This window comes from Flavobacterium cupriresistens (genome assembly GCF_020911925.1).
GTDB lineage: Bacteria > Bacteroidota > Bacteroidia > Flavobacteriales > Flavobacteriaceae > Flavobacterium > Flavobacterium cupriresistens.
The window spans coordinates 4321882-4347237 of the sequence record NZ_CP087134.1 but is presented as its reverse complement, the minus strand read 5'-3'; the positions used below and the strand labels follow the sequence as shown (position 1 = coordinate 4347237).

The 25356-nt window shown below is 35.1% G+C and carries 16 protein-coding genes; 14 read left to right on the top strand and 2 right to left on the bottom strand.

Annotated elements, in window-relative coordinates:
• Nucleotides 1-237 precede the first annotated feature (237 nt).
• The gene (locus tag LNP23_RS17825; RefSeq protein WP_230002243.1) at nt 238-672 is read left to right on the top strand and encodes an META domain-containing protein; all 435 of its coding nucleotides are present in this window, start codon (nt 238-240) and stop codon (nt 670-672) included.
• A 187-nt stretch (nt 673-859) separates the two neighbouring features.
• On the opposite strand, the gene LNP23_RS17820 is transcribed toward LNP23_RS17825, so the two are convergent.
• Complete coding sequence (locus LNP23_RS17820; protein WP_230002242.1) at nt 860-1846, bottom strand: hypothetical protein; 987 nt, start codon at nt 1844-1846, stop codon at nt 860-862.
• Between the two features lie 172 nt (nt 1847-2018).
• The gene (locus LNP23_RS17815) at nt 2019-2615 is read right to left on the bottom strand and encodes a hypothetical protein (RefSeq protein WP_047777338.1); all 597 of its coding nucleotides are present in this window, start codon (nt 2613-2615) and stop codon (nt 2019-2021) included.
• A 749-nt stretch (nt 2616-3364) separates the two neighbouring features.
• Here LNP23_RS17815 and LNP23_RS17810 point away from each other — a divergent pair.
• The 13 genes from LNP23_RS17810 (at nt 3365) to LNP23_RS17750 (ending at nt 25351) form a co-directional block, all read left to right on the top strand.
• Nucleotides 3365-4672, top strand: a complete 1308-nt coding sequence (locus LNP23_RS17810) for a T9SS type B sorting domain-containing protein (protein ID WP_230002241.1) — start codon at nt 3365-3367, stop codon at nt 4670-4672.
• Between the two features lie 1531 nt (nt 4673-6203).
• Nucleotides 6204-7136 (top strand): PorP/SprF family type IX secretion system membrane protein, encoded by a 933-nt coding sequence (locus LNP23_RS17805; protein ID WP_230002240.1) that lies wholly within the window; start codon nt 6204-6206, stop codon nt 7134-7136.
• 299 nt (nt 7137-7435) lie between these two features.
• Nucleotides 7436-9292 carry a histidine kinase gene (locus LNP23_RS17800; protein WP_230002239.1) on the top strand — a complete coding sequence of 619 codons (1857 nt, stop codon included), beginning with the start codon at nt 7436-7438 and terminating at the stop codon, nt 9290-9292.
• A complete protein-coding gene (locus tag LNP23_RS17795; RefSeq protein ID WP_230002238.1) occupies nt 9285-9989 on the top strand; it encodes a LytR/AlgR family response regulator transcription factor in 705 nt (234 codons plus the stop codon). Before LNP23_RS17800 ends, LNP23_RS17795 begins: the two co-directional genes overlap by 8 nt.
• A gap of 1103 nt (nt 9990-11092) precedes the next feature.
• Nucleotides 11093-12328 (top strand): hypothetical protein, encoded by a 1236-nt coding sequence (locus LNP23_RS22890; RefSeq protein ID WP_230002237.1) that lies wholly within the window; start codon nt 11093-11095, stop codon nt 12326-12328.
• A gap of 125 nt (nt 12329-12453) precedes the next feature.
• Nucleotides 12454-14739 carry a hypothetical protein gene (locus LNP23_RS17785; protein WP_230002236.1) on the top strand — a complete coding sequence of 762 codons (2286 nt, stop codon included), beginning with the start codon at nt 12454-12456 and terminating at the stop codon, nt 14737-14739.
• Between the two features lie 130 nt (nt 14740-14869).
• Nucleotides 14870-18409 (top strand): hypothetical protein, encoded by a 3540-nt coding sequence (locus LNP23_RS17780; RefSeq protein WP_230002235.1) that lies wholly within the window; start codon nt 14870-14872, stop codon nt 18407-18409.
• Between the two features lie 764 nt (nt 18410-19173).
• On the top strand, nt 19174-20034 hold the full coding sequence (locus LNP23_RS17775) for a helix-turn-helix domain-containing protein (protein WP_230002234.1): 861 nt from the start codon (nt 19174-19176) through the stop codon (nt 20032-20034).
• A 2144-nt stretch (nt 20035-22178) separates the two neighbouring features.
• A complete protein-coding gene (locus LNP23_RS17770; protein ID WP_230002233.1) occupies nt 22179-23129 on the top strand; it encodes a polysaccharide deacetylase family protein in 951 nt (316 codons plus the stop codon).
• A gap of 10 nt (nt 23130-23139) precedes the next feature.
• Nucleotides 23140-23511, top strand: a complete 372-nt coding sequence (locus tag LNP23_RS17765; RefSeq protein WP_230002232.1) for a VOC family protein — start codon at nt 23140-23142, stop codon at nt 23509-23511.
• 43 nt (nt 23512-23554) lie between these two features.
• Nucleotides 23555-24568, top strand: coding sequence for a zinc-binding alcohol dehydrogenase family protein (locus LNP23_RS17760; protein WP_230002231.1), 1014 nt, complete (start codon nt 23555-23557; stop codon nt 24566-24568).
• A 38-nt stretch (nt 24569-24606) separates the two neighbouring features.
• Nucleotides 24607-25020, top strand: a complete 414-nt coding sequence (locus LNP23_RS17755) for a cupin domain-containing protein (protein ID WP_230002230.1) — start codon at nt 24607-24609, stop codon at nt 25018-25020.
• Entirely contained in the window at nt 25004-25351 is a 348-nt protein-coding gene (locus LNP23_RS17750; RefSeq protein ID WP_230002229.1) for a hypothetical protein, read from the top strand. The genes LNP23_RS17755 and LNP23_RS17750 overlap by 17 nt, the downstream gene beginning before the upstream one ends.
• Nucleotides 25352-25356: the final 5 nt, after the last annotated feature.

Genomic DNA, 25356 nt, shown 5'->3' with positions numbered 1-25356 from the left:
CCATTAACCTGAAACCTGAAACAAAAACCACATAAGTGATGTAAGTCATTTTAAGCCCAACTTATATTTTCTCCTATGACTTATATGGTTTAATAATCTCAGTTTACATTATTCGTGTTGAAATAGAACCTGAAACCTGAAACAAAAAAACATTTGTAAGCGCAATCAGGCACGAATATTGTTAAAGTAATTCCAATCATTAAAAATTAAAATCATTAATTAAAAACAATCACATTTATGAAAAATTATGTAATCGCGATCGTTGCAATTTCAACGGTATTCTTTAGTTCCTGCAAAGCCTCAAAAGAAACAAAAAGTACCGCCAACATTTATGATACAACTTGGGAGTTAGAGTATATTTCAGGACCAAGAATCGCTTTTGATGGATTATTTCCAAACAAAAAACCACAACTTACTTTTGATCAGAAAGAAACCAGAGTGTATGGAAATAATGGTTGTAACGGCTATAGTGCTTCCTATACTTTAGAAGGAAAAAAACTTTCTTTTGGAGAGGCCGGACCAACAACAATGATGTTTTGTGATGGTGGAGGAGAGCAACAGTTTTTGCAACAAATAAATAAAATCACAAGTTATACGATTGATAAAGAGGGAAAATTAAATTTAAATGAAGGTGATGTCCCGATGATGCGATTTAAAAAAGTAGCCAAATAAGCACTACAACAGATTCTAAAAGCAGAAGCGCAAATATAAATAAACCCCAATATACATTTAGTACATTGGGGTTTAATATTTGTACGTATTTAAAATCAAGTACGTTTTGTCTCTGGAATTTCAAGTTCCAAAAATTGGAATTTGGAATTTAAAAGATTGGAATTTAACTTTCCATCAGAATAGGTACCTAAATATGTTTTTTAACATAATCAATAATATCCTGAACTATTTCATCTATCGCATTTTGTTCTGGGTTGAATGTGCTACCATCAAAATACCTGGCATCAGTACCATTTCCGGTAGGAGAACGATGGTGAATATCAATAGAATCTCTCCAGAAATTAGCATGATTTTTCCACTCTTCCTTATTTACCAGAGCAGGTTCTGTAAACCACAGATTCCACGATAAGGTATTTCCGGGCTGAAGCATATTTCCTGAACCCAGATTAAAAATATTCATTATTAAATGATTAAAGCCATCCACAAGGGAGCTTTTTGTCTCTTTGATAGCCCCAATTTCTACGGCAAGAAAGGCCGTTGCAAATGCCTCAGCTTCGTGTAGTGCAAACGGTGGATTTTCAAATTCAGGATTTAATCCGTGTATCACCTCAAAAATGGGTTGAGTAGGATCATTTTGTTTGTGAGTTGTAACTCGGATCGCGTGCTCTTTATCTAAAGGAAATTTAAAAGGACCATATTCCATAAAGGCCCAAATGTCATTAAATATGCCTCCCTTTTTTTTATCTCGCGTTAACCAAATTTTGCCTTCCACTGTCATGTCTATTGCGATCTCTTTAGTTACTTCATTGACCCAGCCTCTTTGTCCGGTAACGGTAACCTCGACATTGATACAAATCTCATCTTTGATCCAAACTCCTTGTTGTGGACAGATAACGGAATATACCCTTCCTTCATCGGTATAACCGGCTCTCGAGATATAGGGAGCAAATTGCTGATAGCATCGTTTCGTATTAGTAGGACTGTCTTTCTCTGTCTCCCAACTAAACTCGGGCCACCTTACGCCAAGCTGACGCTGAAGAAAATTAATATTGTCCATATTACCCAACATGGGTAAAGAGGAAAGATCTCGGGTTGGATATAACATTGGTGAACCTGCCGGTGGGAACCCGCCAACCCATCCTGTTGGAATAGGTGAATTTTGATTGTCTTGCATGGTATTGTTATTTAGGATTAAGTAACAAACTTAATGCAATGTATAATCCTACAAGAGCGTAGAACTACCCGTTTTTATGCATTTGCCAAATACAAAGGCATAAAATGATCAAAATCAGACAGTTTCGTTCATTGGTGTCCTTTTTACTGGTGGTTATTTCGGTAACAATTTTTTACTCTTTAAATAAAATAATAGTGGCTTTATAACCCGTACCCACATTCCATTCACTTGCATTAATAACGGTACCTTTGTCATCATATACCTCAAACTGAGCAGTATTCGGAGAAGCAAAGCCCTCATTTAGAGCTTCAAAATCGATTTTATTAATGCCTGCTGTGAGTTTTATTTTAAATTCTTTAAACGTTCCATCGAGACTAACTTCCGGTTCAACGATCTTATCATTCAGATATATTTTTATCTTATCACCATCCACATAAGCAGCATCTCGGTAACGAATTGTAGAAGTAAAGGATTTGGTCTTAAAACCTCCTAAATATTGATTTCTTCTGTAAAAAATCCCTTCGATATTAGCTTCTTTTTTGTATAAATTGGGATCTTTAAAAAGTTCTGCAGGATCAATTTTCAATGGATCCGGTTTTTCCACAATAGCTGGCGGCGCAATCTTTGTTGAAATCTCTTTCGGAGGAATAACTTCTTTTTTTTCCGATTCTTTTGCGGGGATTGGTTTGAATTTATTATTCATTTCATCCTGCGCATATCCCTGTAAGGATACACCAACCAATATAATTAAAAACAATATACTTTTCATCTCTTGTAAATATTAACAAATAAAACATAATAGACATAAAGTGAAACACTTTAATACCTATTTGTATAAACACTTAATTAAGTGATTTATTGTATTTACTGAAGATCAAAAATCAAAAAAAAATAAGAATGCCCAACGAATTTAGTGGCAAAGTTTTCTGAAAAATTGTTTCTGTAATTTTAAGAGATAGCAGTATGTCGTATGCAATTTTGCTCGAATAAAATGTAGTATTTTAAAAGGTTTTATTTCAAATATAAATTGCAATCGATCAGGTGTTGATTAATTAAAAGGTTTTAGTTTATGCTATTGTAGGTTTGCACGGATTTCGTTAAAAGGTAAGATAAATATCTTTTATGGAATAATGGAATTAGACCGGATCGCCATAATGAAGCCGATGAAAAGTTTGTGTTTTGGATGGATTAAAATTAAACGATGTTTTTGTTTCATTAGAACAAGATGGTGAATTTCAATTTTTATTCTTTTAAATATTGTTTCAGGTTATCTGTCTGTTTTATGATGTTTGGGGATGTCATTTGTGGGCAGATTCCTGACCAATCACTAGGTGGCGGAGCTTATGAATAGTATTTGTTCTACCTTGTTTTTTGATTTAAAGTTAATCTTGTTTTCATTCGAATTAATTTTGCTTACTTAAAATTTTCACGATTATAAAACGAATCGTTTTGATTATTAATTCCTTTTGTTTGATTGTCCGTTTGGTGGTTTATTTGCTTTGAAATTAGATATTTAATATGAAAAAAGAGGATTTAAGATTGCAAAAAGACCATTTATGGGGAATTGAAATAAATAAATTTAGTAATAATATGAAATTATATCTAACTGCTTTCTTTTTACAAGTTGTGATTTGTTTTGGTCAAAATAATGAGGTCTTAAATAATGGGATTGTCTCAATAAAAGACAATACTGTAGTTTCTGTATATGGAGATTTTATCAATTCTGTAAATGGGCGTTTTCAGAATGATGGCGATGTTTCTTTTAAACAAAATTTTCGTAATAATGGCGTAGTGTCTTTCAATGACAAACAAAACGGTTACACCAGATTTACGGGTTCAGAAATACAAAATATCGAAGGGACTGTGGAATCTCAATTTAAAAATGTTCAATTTTTGAATACTAATCGTTCAAATGCCAGTTTTAATCTAAGTGGTAATGTTTCTATAGATGGAATGGCTCTGTTTGAAAAAGGGATTTTGAACAATAGAGATTTTGGAGGGGCTATAACTTTTGGTCTTGATGCGGTCAATAGCTTAGCTTCAGATTTAAGTTTTGTTGATGGAGATGTATATAAGATGGGTAAATCGGATTTTACATTTCCAATTGGAACTAATAAAAGTTACAGGCGTTATATTATATCAGGTCTGGATGATGTAAATATTTTAAATGTAATATATTATAATTTGAATTCAGATGCATTGTACCCACATTCCGCAAAAGAAGATGTGGTAGAATTAATTGCGAATAATGAATATTGGGTTATTGATAAAGATAAGAACGATAAGGCTGATATTTTTATTTCACTAAGTTGGTCTGAAGATATGTCGCAGTCCGAAATAATTTCAGATCCTAAAAAAATTGGAATTGTAAAATGGAATCCGGAAAGCAAAAAATGGATAGTCATTAACAGTGTTTCCGATCTTCAGAGTAAGGTCGTGACAGCTGTCACTAAAAACGATGCTAAAGGAATCTTTACTTTAGCAAAGATAAAAAGGGAGGATACGGCAGGGGCAGGATCAGATTTAAAGACATATAATGCCGTTTCACCTAATAATGATGGAGTAAATGATTATTTCAAAATTGAAAATATTGAAAACTATCCTAATAATACCGTTGAGATTTATAATAGATGGGGAGCCAGAGTTTTTAAAACAAACAATTATGATTCTACAGGAAATGTTTTCGATGGATTCATGGCTGGTAAAGGAATAAAAGTCGGAACAGGTAAGCTTCCGGCGGGCACTTATTTCTATACCATTGAATACGGAACCGGAGCTGATAAAAAATTAAATACAAAATCAGGGTATTTGTATCTTAGTGAGTAAGTGTACTATTTTTTATACATATAAAATCATTGAATTTCATTTACATATGATGATATAGTAAATGAAAAAACAGATCAAGTCTAAAAGTTGCTTCCCAACAACTTTTGGATTTGGTCTTTTGTTTTTTCTAATAGTATCTTATTCAGTACTAAAAGCTTGTTAGCATAAGATTTTGGATCAAGTCCTAAAGTTGTGGGGAAGTAAAAATCTTGCAGAGTCGCAAAATCGCAAAGTTTGAATGAAAAAACAGAAAAAAACTTAGCGGCTTGGCGTCTTTGCGAGATCGTCAAAGCGGGAAGTTAGAAAATTAGTAACTTAAAAAGCTCTGGCCAAAAAGTATATGATCTGCTACTTCTAACAAAAGAAATTTCTAAAAATTATTTCACAACTTTTTAACTTGATTCGAAATTACAGAACTACAAGATATTTGCTCCTCCACAACAATATGTCTTGATCCACGATTTTAGCGTTTAGTACTGAATTAATTTGGCATCACTTTTAAGATGTAGTTTTATTAGTTAAAAGATCAAATCTAAAAGTTGTGGAGTAGTAAAAAAAGAATAACAAATAGCTTTACATTTAAAGAGAAAAAAGAAAACCCTTTTTAATCTTAAAAATCCGTGGCTATTTTTTATTCTAGCACAGATTGCAGGAAAGTTCATTTTGAACCCTACAAAGAGTTGCTAAGTTGTGCGCAATGTTAAAACAGTAAAATATCAAAGAGAACAGCACGTAGATTTGCTTCACATGTTCGCTATCCTTCGGGTGAAAGATTCTAGAAGGAAGCAAGGAGAAAATCTACTGAATCTACGTGAAAGCAAAAAAGGAAAATAATCCAAAAAGCCGGAAATATAAATTTAATGTTTATCCGTAATTTTTAAAAAAGAGTTAGTGATGAGTAAGTCGTTTGTATTTCTTGTTTTTCATCATTTTGTCACGAATTACACGAATCAAGTTTTAAAATTATTGACGGAGAAACATTGCTGAAGATTGAAGGCTTAGGATGGTTTAATCCCCAACAGCATAGAAACAATTCGCGGAAATTAGTGTAATTCGTGGCAAAAAAAGCCCCCCCTTTGTTAGTAATTTTAAAAAGAATCAAATAATCCGTGCAAATCCTCTTAATCTGTGGCAAAAAATAATTAGCGGCAATTTGCGAAATTCGTGGCAAAAAAAAGACCTCTCTTTGTTAGTAATTTTAAAAAGAATTAAATAATCTGTGCAAATCCTCCTAATCTGTGGCAAAAAATAATTCACGGAAATTAGTGTAATTCGTGGCAAAAAAAAAGCCCCTCTTTGCCAGTAACTTAAAAGGAGTTAGATAGAATTAAAAGATTGAATCATAAATTTATAATTTTCATTTTGCAATTGCCTTTGTCAATTAAAGAGCAAATTAGGCTATTTTAATTACACTCCGTTTGATTATTAGCACAATTATAAGTTAGAACATATCGATTATTAACTTGTAGTGATCGAGTGTGTTTTTTTGAATTTTCTTCGTAAGATATTAATAGTATCGCACAGAGAATTTATGAAAAAAAATACAACAGGAAAAAATGTCTTTTTTCTACTACTTTTTTTACTAAGTATTAATTTTAGTATGGTAGGGCAGATGGATCCCCAGTATTCGCAATATATGTACACTACCACATATTTCAATCCAGCGTATGCAGGAAGTGATAATTGTACAAATATTACAGGAAGCTATCGTTCACAATGGATAGGTTTGGACGGAGCGCCGAAAACAGCATCGATATCGATGAATGCACCCATGTACAAAAAAATGGGAGTAGGGGTTTCCTTAATCAATGATAATATTGGACCAATGCAGGAAAATAACCTGGCATTAGATTTATCGTATGGTTTGGATATTGATAATTTTAAACTTGCTTTTGGTATTAAAACTTCTTTAAATGTATTAAATATTGATTTTACAAAGCTGAAAATTTATAACGACTTAGATCCGGTTTTTGCCAGTAATGTAGAAAATCAACTTTCACCTAATGTGGGTGCCGGTGTTTATGCCTATTCAAGCAGATTTTATGTAGGGCTCTCAGTGCCGCAGATGATTATGACGAAACGATATAATGAAGAAAATTATTCCGTTGTCCATAGAAAGTTTCAAACCTATCTTATTGGTGGGTATGTTTTTGATCTGGACTATAATCTGAAATTTAAACCTACTTTTATGATTAAAAATATTGAAGGAGCTCCCTTGCAAGCAGACGTTTCAGCTAATTTTCTTTATGCAGAGAAATTTAATGCCGGGATTTCATACCGAGTCGGATCTTCTTTTAGTGCACTCTGCGGATTTCAGGTAACAAACAATCTTTTTATTGGATATTCTTATGATACTGAAGTAACTAAGTTGACGAATTATAATTCAGGATCGCATGAGTTATTTGTTGGATTTAAAATTTTCAAGAGTGGAAGCTCCAAAAACCTTGAACCCCGTTTCTTTTAGTTTTTGTAGGTTAAGCTTAAATTGTATAAAAACGGATGGGTTTATTGATACTGCTGAGATATATAAAACTTGTAGATAGAGGCTATTTCCAGATATACAGGAAAATTTAGCAACTCAAGTATTTTTAATGTTGCAAATTGTAGACATGAGGTCTTTTGTAGTGAGAAGAAGCATAAGTTGAAGAAGAGAATTGAAATTGTAGTACGGTCTGTTTAATAAAATTCTAGTTACAAGCAACTTACTAGTAAATAAAGTAATATCTTTAAGAGGTATTTTTTATCAAAATTATAATATTTAAAATGATGATTGGAAATAGATTAGTTTTTCTTCTTTTTTTTATAACTCTATTTTTAGCGCCTAAAACATATAGTCAGTCGGATTTGGATTTTGATGCAATAGATAGTGTAATTTATAGAAACCAAACCAACCGATATTCATGGTGTAAAAATCAGTTAGATATACTTAAAGATAAAAACAAAGATTTCCCAAAGATATCGCAAGTTATTTACGCAAAATCGGCTGAGTTTATGGCATCAAGAAACTTAGATGTTTTGGCCGAAATGGAAATGAGAAAAGCGCTAGCCATTTGTGACAATGGGAAATGTTATCCGGAAAAGGGTATTGTTAATATTATTAATGCTGAATATTATTTTGATCATGATAAAATTGTAAAAGCGTTGGAAATTATCCTTCAAAATAATCTTCAACTTGAAGAGCACGCCCCCTATTCGACAGTACTGTCTGATAGTTATTTTCAGACAGTAAGATACTATAACAGTTTAGAATCTTTTGAAAAAGCAAAAGTGTTTTTAAAGAAAACTATTGAGCATTCTAAAAAAATCAACTATAAAATCAATTTGTCAAGAATCTTCAATCAATATGGAATTATATTAAGAAAACAGAGAATACCTATAGAAGCGCTGAAATATTTTAGGTTATCTATTAAAAACGATAAGTTGAATAAAAATTTTAATCTGCACAGTTTAACTTATAATAACATGGCTTCTGTATATATTGATTTGAAAAATTATGATAGTGCTTATTTTTGCTTAAAGACGTCATTAAAGTATGTCTCAAAGGGGTATGTTCCGTATACCGATTTGAATAGTCTCGAGGCCAGTATAAATAAAAGAATGGCATTAGTTTTTGAAAGAAAAACAATGATAGACAGTGCTCTATATTATGGTAAAAAGTCTTTAGGTTACTATTCAAGTAATAGTTATTTTTTAAACGATCAAGAAAGCTTGTATAGAATTCTTTCTGAATGTTACGAAAAGAAAATGATGCTGGATAGTGCCTTATATTATCAAAAACTAGAATTAAAAGAGTTTAAAAGTGTGCGATTTTTAGAAAAAAAAGATCTGGTGGACAGGACTACGGAGCAAGCGAGGATTAAACATCAGAGTGAAGATATTAAGTTATTGAATGACAAGAACCAGCTAGAACAAGAGGTATTCCAGAGTGAACGTATTATAGTATTTGTAATCATGTTGCTGATAGGGCTTATCTTGTACGGCTTTTATCGTAAAAATATTGTAAGACAACAACAAACTGCGCTGCAGTTGGAGCAGAAAGTATTGAGATCACAGATGAATCCTCACTTTATATTTAATGCCCTTGTTGCGATTCAGAACTCAATGATGGATTCTGATATATTAGTATCAGCTTCCCACGTAGCAAAATTTGCAAAGCTCATAAGACAGAACTTTGATTTTACGCAAAAAGAATATATTACGTTAGAGGAAGATTTGGGGGCGTTAAAAAATTATATATCAGTCCAAAAAATGAGGTTTGGGGAAAGTTTTGATTGTTTTATAGAATATGAAAATGTCGAGATTGAGACTATTTTAGTTCCGCCTTTAATGTTGCAACCTTTTGTAGAAAATGCTATAGAAATTGGTTTTAAAGGAATTGAAGAATTAGGGATTCTAAAGATAAAGATATTTAATATTTCTGAGAAAAGAATTGGTTTTTGTATTTCGGATAACGGGGTTGGCTATAAGGTGGTTGAAGACGATAAGTTACATTCCACAGAAGTTTTTAGAGCCAGGCTCTTTCTGCACAATAGCCAAGATTTGAAAAGTTTTACGGTTGTGTCCAGACCGGATTTTGAAGGAACTAAAATTGAATTTAAATACACAATAAAATATGTATAAAGTATTAATTATTGAAGATGAGGTAGCTGCGGCTTCAGCCCTTGAAAAGATGTTATTTATTTTAGAGCCAGAGTTTAAGATTTGTGCTAAGATTTCCAGTATATTCGAAAGTCTTGTTTTCTTGAAAGATACGAGTGTAGATATTGTTTTTCTGGATATTCAGTTGGCTGATGGAGATTGTTTTGAGTTGTTATCAAAAATCCCGCAAATAAATTTTTCAATCATTTTTATTACCGCTTATAATAATCATGCAGTAAAAGCTTTTAAGTTTAGTGCGATTGATTATATTCTTAAACCGGTTGATCCTGATGATCTTGCAAAAGCAATAGTAAAAGCAAAAGAGAGAATTAACAATCGGGCTCAGATTGAGTATTTTTTAAGCAACAGAAAAAAGGAAGTCCCTCGTCTGACTCTTAATGTTTTGTCTGAAACTTTTTATGTTGATATTGAAGATATTATCAGACTGGAAGCGGATACAGCTTATACCAAGTTTATTTTGAAAAATAAAATAATTTTGGTGTCAAAAAACATGAAGTATTATGAAGATCTATTGAGTGAATATGACTTTATAAGAGTTCACAATTCACACTTAGTGGCCAAAAATAAAATAATATCGAAGAAATTAGCCCATGTAGTGATGAGTAATGGCGATGAAGTACCGGTATCTGTAAGAAAGAGATCTTTGTTTAAGAAATGAAGTGTTTAATTGCTGCAATCTAAAGAACATCTTTTGATTTAGTTGATGCAAAATTGAAATATTCAGGAGCCATTAAAGAAGTTGGTTTTGATACGATTAATCAAAAACCGGTTCATACAGATGGGAACTTCTGTAAAAAACATTTCTTTATTTTAATTTGATTCCAAACTGTTGTTGTGCTAAAATAATTAATTCAAGTTGCTATTTCTCTTATCTGTGAAATGAAACAACTTATAGGATTTTCTAAAAAAGTCTCACACAGATTTTAGTGGATTGAAATAAAAAAAATCCGCAGCATCTGCGTGAAAAATAGCATAACTTCATGCCATTGAGCAAAAGCAGGAGACTATTCAAATAGTAACAGATTGAAAAAGAATAATGAACCAGCAGCTTGAATTAATTGTATTCTCTTAAACGCTTTTTTATCTTGCACGTATGTTTGGGGCATCACTAGTCTGCAGAGATAAAAAATCGTAGCCTAAATTTAGAAGAAGCTATAAATTAATTGATCAATAATGAGGTTCGGTTTTTAGTTTTTTGCCAGTAATAGTTTGACGTTAATGCGCTCTAAAGTTATTACAGAAGAACAAAAAGAGTGAAAATTTTAAAATTTTCACTCTTTTTGTTTTTATATTTCTCCATATCCTCTCACCCTAATGGACTTCTTTTTGTTGAAATAGTATTGTTTTATAGAAATAAAGATTTAACTGTAAAGTTGGATTTTTTTTTATTTAAGATAACATACTATTTGTTGTTTCCTACTTCGCTAAATAATACTCAATACTTTTGTGATTCTTTCAAGTTGTTGGCTTGCAGATAGTAAAAGAATAAGTAAGCTGTTTCTTTTAGGAAAATAAATGTTTCTCCGCATTCTGTACAGATACAATTAGCTCTTTTTTCTGTTTAAATATATTTTGTATGACAGCAAAACGCAAATAATAAAACATTGGTATATAAAATTACTATTACGGATATCCCGCAATAATGTTTTGAAAGTAAAACTAGATATATCAAATATCAATTCGATTTACGCACTAATAAAACATATTGGCTAATAATAGTTGTACTTTTTTTTATTTGCATAGAAATAAATTGATTTAAATATGAAAAAAGATGTACTTAGTTTCTTCTCATTGTTTCTAATAGGGGGTTATGTTAGTTATGCTCAGGTGGGAATTGGAACTCTTGTCCCAAATCCATCAGCTCAATTAGATGTTACAACTGCTAAGGGTGTAAATAAAGGGATGTTAATTCCTAGAATTTCCCTTACTGGTACAACAGATATTAAAACTATTGATAATGGGAATGTTGAAAGCCTTTTAGTTTTTAATACTTCAAGTATTTTAGATGTTATGCCAGGATACTATTACTGGTTTAATAATAAATGGAATAGGATCGTAATTTCTGATGAACTAAATAGTTTATCACGCTCAAATGACCTTGCAGGTGCTGCTGGAGCTCCGGGTACTCCGGGAGTGAGTATCCCTGCAGGAACAAACTTTTATTTGGATACTACAACCAAAATTTTTTATGTTTTAGAACCGGGATCAAATCCTAAAAACTGGATTCCATTACAAAATGGGTTAAAGGGAGAAAAAGGAGATACTGGTTTACAGGGTATACAAGGAATTCAGGGAGATAAAGGGGATACAGGAGCAGCTGGTTTACAAGGTATCGCCGGAATAAAAGGAGATACAGGAGATACCGGTTTACAGGGTATACAAGGAATTCAAGGAGAAAAAGGAGATACTGGTTTACAAGGTATACAAGGAATTCAGGGAGAAAAAGGAGATACTGGTTTACAAGGAATTCAAGGAATTCAAGGAGATCAGGGACCTGCTGGGGCTGATGGAACATTACTTCCAGAAGCTACGAACTTAATTATGGGGAAAATACAACTTGCAGGTGACTTATCGGGTACAGCGGATTCACCTAGTGTTGTTGCTTCAACAGAATCGAGAGCGGGTAAAGTTCAGTTGGCTACGGTTGCTGAAACTACAGCAGGAACAGTAGATACAAAAGCAGTTCATCCCGTAGGTTTGAAAGTAGAATTGGATAAAAAAGCGGGTCTTCCCGTATTGAAAGATGTAACGGCCAATTATTCAGCTGTGAGTACAGATGAATTTTTATCATGTGTCGGAGATGTAACCATAACATTACCTGATCCCGTGAGCAATAATGGCAAAAGAATGGTGATTTACAAAGTAGATCAAGGTACAACTTTAACTTTTAGTACCCCAATTAAATATACTTCTAACCAATTTTTCACAACCATAAACTATCCTAAATCAGTAATTGTATGGGCTAATAATGGGGTTTGGAATGTGGGAGAGTGGTAATACTCACATAATTTAAATGACTCAAATTGAATTGACAAAATAAATGAAAAATGATTTGATTTTTTAGGTGTTAACCGATCAGAATCCTAAATCATTTTAGAAAAAAAAATAAAAAATATTTTATTATGAATAAAAACTTATTAAAAATAGGAAGTGTAGTATTACTTGCCTTGGCTACGGAGTCTGTTAGCAGTCAGATAGTCCAAAAGATTGGAGATAATCCTTTTACATTGAGTCCAAGCGCTGTTTTGGAATTAGAATCAACATCAAAGGGTTTTTTAGCTCCACGAATGACAACGATTCAGCGAGATGCTATTGTTTCGCGTGCCGTTGGTTTGATTATTTATAATATTACAACAAATACGTTGGAAGTATGGAATGGAACAGCTTGGTACAGTACTTCGGCCAGTGGTCAATATATACCGCTTTCCGGAGCTACCATGACAGGATTGTTGACCTTATCAGCAGATCCGACTGCGAATTTAGGTGCAGCTACTAAACAATATGTCGATACGAAAGCACCTATAGCAGACCCAACATTTACAGGAGATGCTAAAGCAGTAACAGCAACAGCAGCTGATAATGACACTTCTATAGCCACAACAGCTTTTGTAAGTACAGCAGTGAGTAATGCGACACCCGACGCAACAGATGTAGTAAAAGGAAAAATTCAATTAGCGGGTGATTTATCCGGTACAGCAGCTTCGCCTAGTGTTGTTGCTTCAACAGAATTAAAAGCGGGTAAAGTTCAATTGGCTAATGCTGTAGAAACCACTGCGGGAACATTAGATTCAAAAGCAGTGCACCCAAAAGGTTTGAAAGTAGAATTAGATAAAAAAGCACCTATAGCAGACCCAACATTTACAGGAGATGCAAAAGCAGTGACAGCAGCAGCAGCTGATAATGACACTTCTATAGCCACAACAGCTTTTGTAAGTACAGCAGTGAGTAATGCGACACCCGACGCAACAGATGTAGTAAAGGGAAAAATTCAATTAGCGGGTGATTTATCCGGTACAGCGGCTTCGCCTAGTGTTGTTGCTTCAACAGAATCGAAAGCTGGTAAAGTTCAATTGGCTAATGCTACAGAAACCACTGCGGGAACATTAGATTCAAAAGCAGTGCACCCAAAAGGTTTGAAAGTAGAATTAGATAAAAAAGCACCTATAGCAGACCCAACATTTACAGGAGATGCAAAAGCAGTGACAGCAGCAGCAGCTGATAATGACACTTCTATAGCCACAACAGCTTTTGTAAGTACAGCAGTGAGTAATGCGACACCCGACGCAACAGATGTAGTAAAAGGAAAAATTCAATTAGCGGGTGATTTATCCGGTACAGCAGCTTCGCCTAGTGTTGTTGCTTCAACAGAATTAAAAGCGGGTAAAGTTCAATTGGCTAATGCTGTAGAAACCACTGCGGGAACATTAGATTCAAAAGCAGTGCACCCAAAAGGTTTGAAAGTAGAATTAGATAAAAAAGCACCTATAGCAGACCCAACATTTACAGGAGATGCAAAAGCAGTGACAGCAGCAGCAGCTGATAATGACACTTCTATAGCCACAACAGCTTTTGTAAGTACAGCAGTGAGTAATGCGACACCCGACGCAACAGATGTAGTAAAGGGAAAAATTCAATTAGCGGGTGATTTATCCGGTACAGCGGCTTCGCCTAGTGTTGTTGCTTCAACAGAATCGAAAGCTGGTAAAGTTCAATTGGCTAATGCTACAGAAACCACTGCGGGAACATTAGATTCAAAAGCAGTGCACCCAAAAGGTTTGAAAGTAGAATTAGATAAAAAAGCACCTATAGCAGACCCAACATTTACAGGAGATGCTAAAGCAGTAACAGCAACAGCAGCTGATAATGACACTTCTATAGCCACAACAGCTTTTGTAAGTACAGCAGTGAGTAATGCGACACCCGACGCAACAGATGTAGTAAAGGGAAAAATTCAATTAGCGGGTGATTTATCCGGTACAGCGGCTTCGCCTAGTGTTGTTGCTTCAACAGAATCGAAAGCTGGTAAAGTTCAATTGGCTAATGCTACAGAAACCACTGCGGGAACATTAGATTCAAAAGCAGTGCACCCAAAAGGTTTGAAAGTAGAATTAGATAAAAAAGCGAACGTTATCGTAGTTAAAACGGCATTAAATAGTAGTTATACATCCAGCGCAGATGAAGTTATATATGCTGGTGGAAATGTGACAATGACATTGCCAGATGTTGCACTTAACAAAAACAAAACGCTTAAAATTTGCAAAACAGGTGAGGGTACTTTAACCTTTAGTGCCGCAGTTTACTATTTTGATGATATGCGCGTACTGAAATCATTTACAACAATAAATTATTCTAAAGTAATAACTCTAATTTCAGATGGATCAAATTGGACTGTGGCAGGTTGGAATTAGTACTCTCATAATTTAAAATAACTCGAATTAAATTGGGCTAACAAATGAAATATAAAAATAGTTTTAGATTATTAATAGGAAAAACAGATCAGTATCCTAAATCATTTTAGTCAATAAAAAATAATTTATTATGAATAAAAATATTCTTAAAGTTGGAAGTATACTATTGCTTGCCTTGGCTACGGAGTCTGTGAGCAGTCAGGTAGTCCAAAAGATTGGAGATAATCCTTTTGCATTGAGTCCAAGCGCTGTTTTGGAATTAGAATCAACATCAAAGGGTTTTTTAGCTCCACGAATGACAACGATTCAGCGAGATGCTATTGTTCCGACCGCCATTGGTTTGATTATTTATAATATTACAACAAAAAGGTTAGAAGTATATGATGGAAGTAAATGGTATAGTACTTCGGCCAGTGATGAAAATGTACCGCTTTCTGGGGCTACTATGACAGGATTGTTAACCCTATCAGGAGACCCGACTGCGAATTTAGGTGCAGCAACTAAACAATATGTCGATACGAAGGCAAATATAGCAGCCCCAACATTTACAGGAGATGCAAAAGCAGTGACAGCAGCAGCTGCTGATAATGACACTTCTATAGCCACAACAGCTTTTGTAACTACAGCAGTGAGTAATGCAACACCCGATGCAACAACTTCAGTAAAAGGAAAGATTCAATTAGCAGGTGATTTATTAGGTTCAGCGGATTCTCCTAGTGTTGTTGCTTCAACAGAATCAAAAGCGGGTAAAGTTCAGTTGGCTAACGAAGCAGAAACCACTGCGGGAACATTAGCTTCAAAAGCAGTACACCCAAAAGGTTTGAAAGTAGAATTAGATAAAAAACTAAATCTTTTGGGAGGGACTATGACCGGAGATTTGAGTATGGGATTAAAAAATATTAATAATGTAGGTACCCTTTACTTCGAAGATCCTTCAGAATCCCTTCCTAGAGGTTTTTTTAGCTTAAGCTATAATTCAAATAATTTTAAGATTTACAATCAACAAAGTAAAGAAAATAATTTTTCTATAAACGCTACTACTGGTATAACCACATTAACCAGAATAGCCATTTCAACTAATGCAGATAATGGTAATCGCCCAGTAGCAGGCCAGATTGCAACTGCAAAGAATACAGATGGTGATGTCGTTTGGAGGGACGCACCTTCGGTAAGTGGAAAACTAGATCTTTCGGGAGGTACTATGACTGGAGATTTGAATATGGGAAATCAAGATATTACTAATGCAAACCAGATTACAGCAAATAATCAGATCGGGATGAAAGATAGAACTTTGACTAATACCAATATTTTTTATTTTTATAAAAATAATGGGAAATTGAATATTTGGAGTCAAACCGTCGGTGATGCTTTTTCTATTGATGATACAACAGGTAAAACCACATTAACCTCATTAGCCATTGGCAAAGGTACAGATGGTGGTGCCCCATTAACAGGTCAGGTTGCAACTGCAGCAGATGCAAATGGTAATATCGTTTGGAAATCCGCAACAGCTAATGTCGCTGATGCAACAGAAACAGTAATGGGTAAAGTTCAATTGGCTACGGCTGCAGAAACTAAAGCTGGAACATTAGCTACAAGAGCAGTTCATCCAAAAGGTTTGAAAGAAGCATTAGATCTAAAAGCACCCATAGCTGCCCCAACATTTACAGGTGATGCTAAAGCAGAAACAGCAGCAGCAGCTGATAATGACACTTCTATAGCCACAACAGCTTTTGTAAGTACAGCAGTGAGTAATGCGACACCCGATGCAACAGATGCAGTAAAGGGAAAAATTCAATTAGCGGGTGATTTATCCGGTACAGCGGCTTCCCCTACTGTTGTTGCTTCAACAGAATTGAAAGCGGGTAAAGTTCAGTTGGCTAATGAAGCAGAAACCACTGCGGGAACATTAGATTCAAAAGCAGTACACCCAAAAGGTTTGAAAGTTGAATTAAATAAAAAAGCACCTATAGCAGACCCAACATTTACAGGTGATGCTAAAGCAGAGACAGCTGCAGATGGTGATAATGACACTTCTATAGCCACAACTGCTTTTGTAGATAAAGCGGTGAGTAATGCTACACCCGACGCAACAACTTTAGTAAAAGGAAAGATTCAATTAGCGGGTGATTTATTGGGTACAGCGGCTTCGCCTAGTGTTGTTGCTTCAACAGAATCGAAAGCGGGTAAAGTTCAGTTGGCCACAGAAGTAGAAACTACTACAGGAACAGACAAGACAAAAGCAGTACATCCGGCAGGATTAAAAGTAGAATTAGATAAAAAACTAAATCTTTTGGGAGGCACTATGACTGGAAATTTGAATATGGGAGCTAAAGATATTACTAATGCAAACGTGATTACAGTCAATAATCAAATGAATATTAAAGATAGGTTGGCTACGAATACAAATGCGTTTAGTTTATATAAACAGAATGGAAAATTCGGTATTTGGAGCCCGAATACTTCTGACGCCCTCTCTATTGATGAAGTAACAGGTATAACCACAGTGACCAAATTGGCCATTGCCAAAAGTAAAGATGGTACTGCCCCTGAAGCAGGTATGATTTTAGTGTCAGTAGATGCAAGTGGTAGTCTCGCTTGGAGTGTCCCAGAATTTAAGGTCGCTAGTGCATCAGAAACAGTAAAGGGGTTAGCTCAGTTTGCCACAGAAGCAGAAACTACTGCAGGGACATTAAAGACAAGAGCTGTTCATCCGGCAGGATTGAAAGTCGAATTAGATAAAAAAGCACCTATAGCGGACCCAACATTTACAGGAGACGCAAAAGCAGTGACAGCAGAAGCAGCTGATAATGATACTTCTATAGCCACAACAGCTTTTGTAAGTACAGCAGTGAGTAATGCGACACCCGACGCAACAACTTTAGTAAAAGGAAAGATTCAATTAGCGGGTGATTTATTAGGTACAGCGGATTCTCCTAGTGTTGTTGTTTCAACAGAATCGAAAGCGGGTAAGGTTCAGTTGGCCACAGAAGCAGAAACTACTACAGGAACAGACAAGACAAAAGCAGTACATCCGGCAGGATTGAAATTTGAATTAGATAAAAAAGCACCCGTAGCTGCTCCAACATTTACAGGTGATGCTAAAGCAGAAACAGCAGCAGCAGCTGATAATGACACTTCTATAGCCACAACAGCTTTTGTAAGTACAGCAGTGAGTAATGCGACACCCGACGCAACAACTTTAGTAAAAGGAAAGATTCAATTAGCGGGTGATTTATTAGGTACAGCGGATTCTCCTAGTGTTGTTGCTTCAACAGAATCGAAAGCAGGTAAAGTTCAATTGGCTAATGCGGCAGAAACGACAACAGGAACAGAAACGACAAAGGCGGTTCATCCGGCAGGTCTTAAAGTAGAGTTAGATAAAAAAGCAAATCTTCTTACCGCGTTGAGAAAAGTAACTGCCAATTACACCGTTGTCAGTACAGATGAATTAGTGGTGTGTACCGGAAATATGACCTTGACATTACCTGCTGTTACGACTACTAATCAAGGTAAAAAGTTAACAATTAAGAAAAGTGATCAAGGAACAACTTTAACATTTAGTGCCGCAGTTACATATGATGGTGGTACTTTTACAACATTGAACTATCCTAAAGCAGTAACCGTAATAGCCGATGGATCTACTTGGGCAGTGATGAGCTGGAATTAGTACACATTTAATTTAAAAGCAGTTATTTGGATGTTATTTTTAGAAACGTAATTATAATCTAAATACCTGTAAAAGGTAAAAGGGAACTCTAATTTGAACCAGGACTGTATATTGATGTTTGTGATTTATTTGATATAAGGTTTATACAAGACATTTTGAAAATTAGAGTGATAAGCGATTGTTGAATAGAAGTAATTCTTTTCTCAATCGCTTGTTTGTTTTCACTATTTACTTTACATGGCAATTGGAAAAAAAATTAAAGAAACCTGTAGTGCATTTAGGTAATATAGTTTTTTAAATTATTTGATAGGTTATTTTTAAATAGTCCTTGGTTTTAACCAACAGATTTAAAAAGGTATTGCTGTAAGTTTTAGTCAAATGTCATTAAGTTAAGTTATTTTTCAGGCAGATTCTGCGGATTCTGCGGATTTTTTTATTACAATCCGCTAAAATCTGCGTGAGTTTTTTTTTTGAAAATCCTAATGATGTTGAGCTTTAGCCAAAATGTTGCTATCGGAGTTTGGACAAAACCGACGGTTATTCAAAACCGAATTTTTTATTTGCAATGGAAAGGACAAATAGCAGCAATGATAAAGGGATTTGGAGTAAAAAAATCTAATGATTTGCTGCAATTTGAATAATTTTATCGGCTGGAATTATAAATAGCTATAGGCCAAAGAAGTATATCGAATAAAGATTTTTGCTAAGACAAGGAAGTTGTTGTAAAAATTCATTCTACTTTTGTAAATAATTATTGTATCCATATGAAGCGTTTTAACAGTTATTATTCTTTAAATGTGTTCCGACTTGAATTAGATCGATGGGAATTTCCTACTCATAAACATAATTTTTATGAATTGATTTTTGTTGAAAAAGGAAGTGGTTATCATATAGTCAATGAGGTATCTTTTAGTTTTAAAGAAGGAGATGTTTTTTTGCTTCGACCCGAAGATGGACATTATTTCACGATCACGGAACAGACACATTTTATATTTGTAAAATTTACAGAGCAACTTTTTGTTGAAAAATTAGAAGGCGGAAAAACAGCAAAGTGGATGGAAGTTATTAAAACGTTGCTGCAAAATGTATCAGCTGTTTCCGGCAGTTTGGTAAATGAAGTTCAGGACAAAAAACATTTGGGTTACTTACTCCAGATTTTGTTAGTTGAATTCACAAAAACGTGTACCTACAGTCGTGAAGTGGTAGTAGAACTTTTTGGGGCGATACTGATGATAGTGGCAAGAAGTCATGCAACATCACAATATGGGGAACAATGTCCCGAGAATATAGAATTGGACAGAGTAAATCAAATTTTGGGGTATATGAGATTGTATGCACTCGATATAGAAAAAATGCGTATCGAAAATATAGCCTCTAATTTTGCAATGTCTTCAAACTATATCAGTATTTATGTAAAGAAACATAGCGGCGTTTCAATTCAGCAACATATTATACAAACGAAACTCAAGTTGGCAGATCAATTGCTAAAAAACAGTCGTCTTAACATCAATGAAATAGCCTCTAAATTAGGCTTTACAGATGCCAGCCACTTCAATAAAATATATAAAAAGTACAGAGGTATAAGCCCCGGAATTGCCTATAAAAACTCAGGATCGTCTTCTTAAAAGAAAAAAGTTAAAAAAGTGCTCTAGATAGTTCCCCACAATATTTTGTCATTTCGAGCGAAGTCGAGAAATCACACCAGAAACTCCACACAGTTAGTCATCCTGCAGACGAGAAATCACACAAGAAACTCCGCACAGTTTGTCATCCTGAGGAGGCGAAATCAAGCAAGAAACTCCACACAGTTTGTCATCCTGAGGAACGAAGGATCTACGTTTGCTGAATCCATACCGCTGAACTTCACTTTACGGAATTACTTGTGAAGATACTTCGTTCCTCAGTATGACAAAATTGTGGATAATAGAAACGGATCAGCGTGTGTGATTTCTCGACTTCGCTCGAAATGACAGAATTGTGATGATACCAAAAACAGTAAGTAATAGTCCGAAACTTGAAACTTGAAACCCGAATCCTATAAAACATACGGCGTAGTTTGTCATTTCGAAGAATGAGAAATCACACAAGAAACTCCGCACAGTTTGTCATGCTGAGGAGGTGTAATCAAGCAAGAAACTCCATACAGTTTGTCATCCTGAGGAACGAAGGATCTACGTTTGCTGAATCCATACCGCTGAACTTCACTTTACGGAATTACTTGTGAAGATACTTCGTTCCTCAATATGACAAAATTGTGATGACCCCAAAAACAGTAAGTAATACACTGAAACTTGAAACCTGAATCCTGAAACTCGAAAAGGGTAAAACATACGTTGTAGTTTGTCATTTCGAAGAATGAGAAATCACACAAGAAACTCCGTACAGTTTGTCATCCTGAGGACGAGAAATCACACAAGAAACTCCATACAGTTTATCATCCTGAGGAACGAAGGATCTACGTTTGCTGAATCCATACCGCTGAGCTTTACTTTACGGAATTACTTGTGAAGATACTTCGTTCCTCAGTATGACAAAATTGTGGATAATAGAAACGGATCAGCGTGTGTGATTTCTCGACTTAGCTCGAAATGACAGAATTGTGGTGACCCCAAAAACAGTAAGCAATAGTCCGAAACTTGAAACCTGAATCCTGAAACTCGAAAAGGGTAAAACATACGGTGTAGTTTGTCATTTCGAAGAATGAGAAATCACACAAGAAACTCCGTACAGTTTGTCATCATGAGGAGGCGTAATCAAGCAAGAAACTCCACACAGTTTGTCATCCTGAAGAGGCGTAATCAAGCAAGAAACTCCATACAGTTTGTCATCCTGAGGAACGAAGGATCTACGTTTGCTGAATCCATACCGCTGAACTTCATTTTACAGAATTACTTGTGAAGATACTTCGTTCCTCAGTATGACAAAATTGCGGAAGATAGAAACGGAGCAGCTTGTGTGATTTCTCACTTCGCTCGAAATGACAGAAATGTGATGACCTCAAAAACAATAAGTAATACCCTGAAACCAGAAACCCCATACAGTTTGTCATCCTGAGGAACGAAGGATCTACGTTTGCTGAATCCATACCGCTGAACTTCATTTTACAGAATTATTTGTGAAGATACTTCGTTCCTCAGTACGACAAAATTGTGGATAATAGAAACGGATCAGCTTGTGTGATTTCTTGACTTCGCTCGAAATGACAGAATTGTGATGACCGCAAAAACAGTGAGTAATAGTCTGAAACTTGAAACCTGAATACTGAAACTCGAAAAGGGTAAAACATACGATGTAGTTTGTTCATTTCGAAGAATGAGAAATCACACAAGAAACTCCGCACAGTTTGTCATCCTGAGGAACGAAGGATCTATGTTTGCTGAATCCATACTGCTGAACTTCACTTTACGGAATTACTTGTGAAGATACTTCGTTCCTCAGTATGACAAAATTGCGGAAGATAGAAACGGATCAGCTTGTGTGATTTCTCACTCTTCGAAATGACAGAATTGTGATGACCCCAAAAACAGTAAGTAATATCCTGAAACCAATAAGCAGTAATCTGAAACCAGTAGGCAGCAACCTGAAACCTGAAACTTGAAACTCAAAACCAGTACCCAAATCAATAACATTACTTTCTAAAAGGATTCAAAAAGCCTTAAAGAAAACCACTTCATAATAGAATTGATTTTTACAAAACAACAATAGATTTATACCTGAATACCACCAAGAGACTTTGTAATTTTGATCTATTAATTAAAACAAATTAAAAATGAAAAAATATACAGCAATAGTTAGCTTGTTGATACTAATGATGTTATTGGTATCTTGTAAGGGGGCTAAGGATTCAACAGTGTTATCAAAAAGTCATTGGCCTAATGGTGCTCAGTTGGTGGTATCCGTATCCATGCAATTTGAAACCGGAGGACAACCGGAAGGCGCAGAGAGTCCATTTTCGGGCAATCCATTGCCAAAAGGACAACCTGATTTAGCAGCAGACAGTTGGTTCCGATATGGAGCGAAAGAAGGAGTGTATCGCATGCTTGATTTATGGAAAAAATACGATATTAAGGTCACCTCACATGTAGTTGGACAAGCTGCCGTAAAATATCCGGAGGTAGCAAAAGCAATTGCTGATCAGGGTCATGAAATAGCAGCACACGGCATGACGTGGGACAATCAATGGAATAAGAACTACGAAGAGGAATTAAAGTTTGTAAAAGACGGAATTGATACCGTAGAAGCCATTACAGGAAAAAGAGGAGTGGGGTACAACAGTAACTGGTTAAGAAGAGGTCCAAATACATTAAAAGTACTTCAGGAGTTAGGTTTTTTATACCATATTGATGATTTGAGCCGTGACGAACCTTTTATCACAATGGTGAACGGGAAAAAATTTGTAGTGATTCCGTATACGCTTCGTAACAATGATATCGTAAATATTGAAGGCAAACATTGGAGTCCGGATCAGTTTTTAAATCAGTTAAAATTAGAATTTGATCAACTTTATAAAGAAGGCACAACAAAACGAAGAATGATGTCGATTAGTTTTCATGATCGCATAGGAGGATCACCGGCAGTTGTCAATGCAATGGAGCAATTTATAAAGTATACCAGAACTAAAACAGGTGTTGTTTACATGCGTAAGGATGCTATTGCCAGATTGGTACAAAACGATCCGAATACTCCCATTGATAATTCGGAGGAAAAATACAACAATTAATTAGAGTAGTATGCAACTCGACCATGTAACGATAAGAACGGGTGATTTGGAAGCCACTAAATTATTTTTAATTGGTGTTTTTGATCTTGTTGAAAAAGAGCGTCCGAAAATGATACAGCACATACCCGGATTTTGGTTGTTTGATGGAAATGATCCCATTATACATGTGATAAAAAGTTTTGGAAATCATTTGGATCATGCATCAGAGACAATTGATCATGTTGGTTTTAAATTAGAAAACTATACAGCATTTAAGAAAAAACTAGAAAGACTAAAAATTCCTTATTCCTTAATGGATATTGAGGAGCTAAACGAGAGACGCATTTTTTTCAGAACACCGACGGGAGTTCTCTTAGAAGGAGTCTTTAACGAATCGGTTTAGTAAAGCATTTTATTTATAACATTAATTTTAAAGTAGTAAAAATATGAAAGCAATAGGATTTAGAACGTCTTTCCCGGTAGATCATGAGGAAAGTTTTATTGAATTTGAAAGTCAAATACCGGAAGCGAAGGGAACGGATCTTTTGGTTAAAATACAGGCAATCTCGGTAAATCCGGTGGATTTTAAGATTCGACAAAGTGCAGCAAAAGATACTGTTTTGGCGGATCCTAAAGTGATTGGATGGGATGCCGTTGGTATTGTAGAAGCCATAGGAGAAAAGGTTTCCCTCTTTAAAGTGGGAGATACTGTTTTTTATGCAGGAGATATTACGCGATCAGGTTCTAATGCGGAGTATCAATTGGTAGATGAAAACATTGTTGGATTTGCTCCAAAAACAACCACTATTTCGGAGGCTGCCGCAATGCCGTTAACATCTCTTACTGCCTGGGAAATTCTTTTTGATCGCATTCGGATTAGTCCCGAAAAAGATAAAGGCAAAAGTGTTTTAATCATTGGCGGTGCCGGTGGTGTCGGGTCTGTTGCGATTCAGTTGGCCAAAAAAATAGCAGGCCTTAAAGTAATTGCAACTGCTTCACGACCGGAGACTATTAATTGGTGTAAAAAAATGGGCGCTGATGTTGTAGTGAATCATTTTGATTTAGTGAAAGAGGTACGTGAGGCGGGTTTTGAGAATGTTGATTTTATTCTGGATTTCGTAGATACAAATATGTATTGGGATGTAATGGCTGAACTTATAAAACCGCAAGGGCACATTGCTTCTATTACGGGATCGAGTGAACCGGTTGCGCTAAATAAGCTGAAAAACAAGAGTGTGAGTTTTAGTTGGGAATTGATGTATACAAGATCCATGTTTCAAACTGCAGATAAGATTGAGCAACATCATATTCTGAATCGTATTGCTGATTTATTAGACGAAGGTGTAGTACTATCTACATTAACTACAACGTTAAAAGGATTAACGGCCGAGAATTTAAAGGAGGCTCATAAGTTGCTCGAAAGTGGAAAAACGATTGGGAAAATTGTTATTGAATATTAAAAGAAACCAATATTGAAGTATTTGTAAAACTAATTTTTTTGAAGAATATGATAGCTACATTAATTAATCCGCCGGAGAATTGGAGTTTTTGGACAGCAGAGAAAATTTCGGAACTGGAAAATGCTACAGACAATTTTAAGGTTGGAGAACAGTTGGTTTTAGAGAATAATGAATTTAAGATTTGGACCATACATCTACCGCCAGGCGAAAGCATGCCATTTCATACGCATTCTAAACGCTATTTCTGGACGGCATTGTCAGCAGGCAAATCAATTTCGTATTACAATGACGGTTCTGTTCTGGAAACACAATATGAAGTAAATGACGTAAAGTATTTTTCGGATTTGAGTGATGCTAATTTTTTCACCCATAATTTAGAGAATACCGGAAGCACAGAATTAATTTTTATGACTGTTGAATTTTTAAAGGAATTAGATGTTGAAAATATTTAGAATAACAAGTGGACTCGCTCTGATTTGTTCACTACTACTGTGTTTGGTGTTTGTAATTGACCTTATTTTAGGGCGTTATGAATTTAGATTTGTGGTTATCAGTTTGGTTTTTATAGGGATATCGATGCTGTTAGTTTGGTTTTGGAGTATTCTTAAACGAAAAATCACAATCGTTTATACGCTAAACAGAGATCTGAATATTGGTTTAATCTACTGGACTTCCATTTTCGGATGTTTGATTTTAGTAGCGATTGGCTATTGTATGATTGGTTTGATCTGTTGTTATGGGCTTATAGACAGACTGCTTGGAGGGACAGCCCTTTTAGGATAAAATAA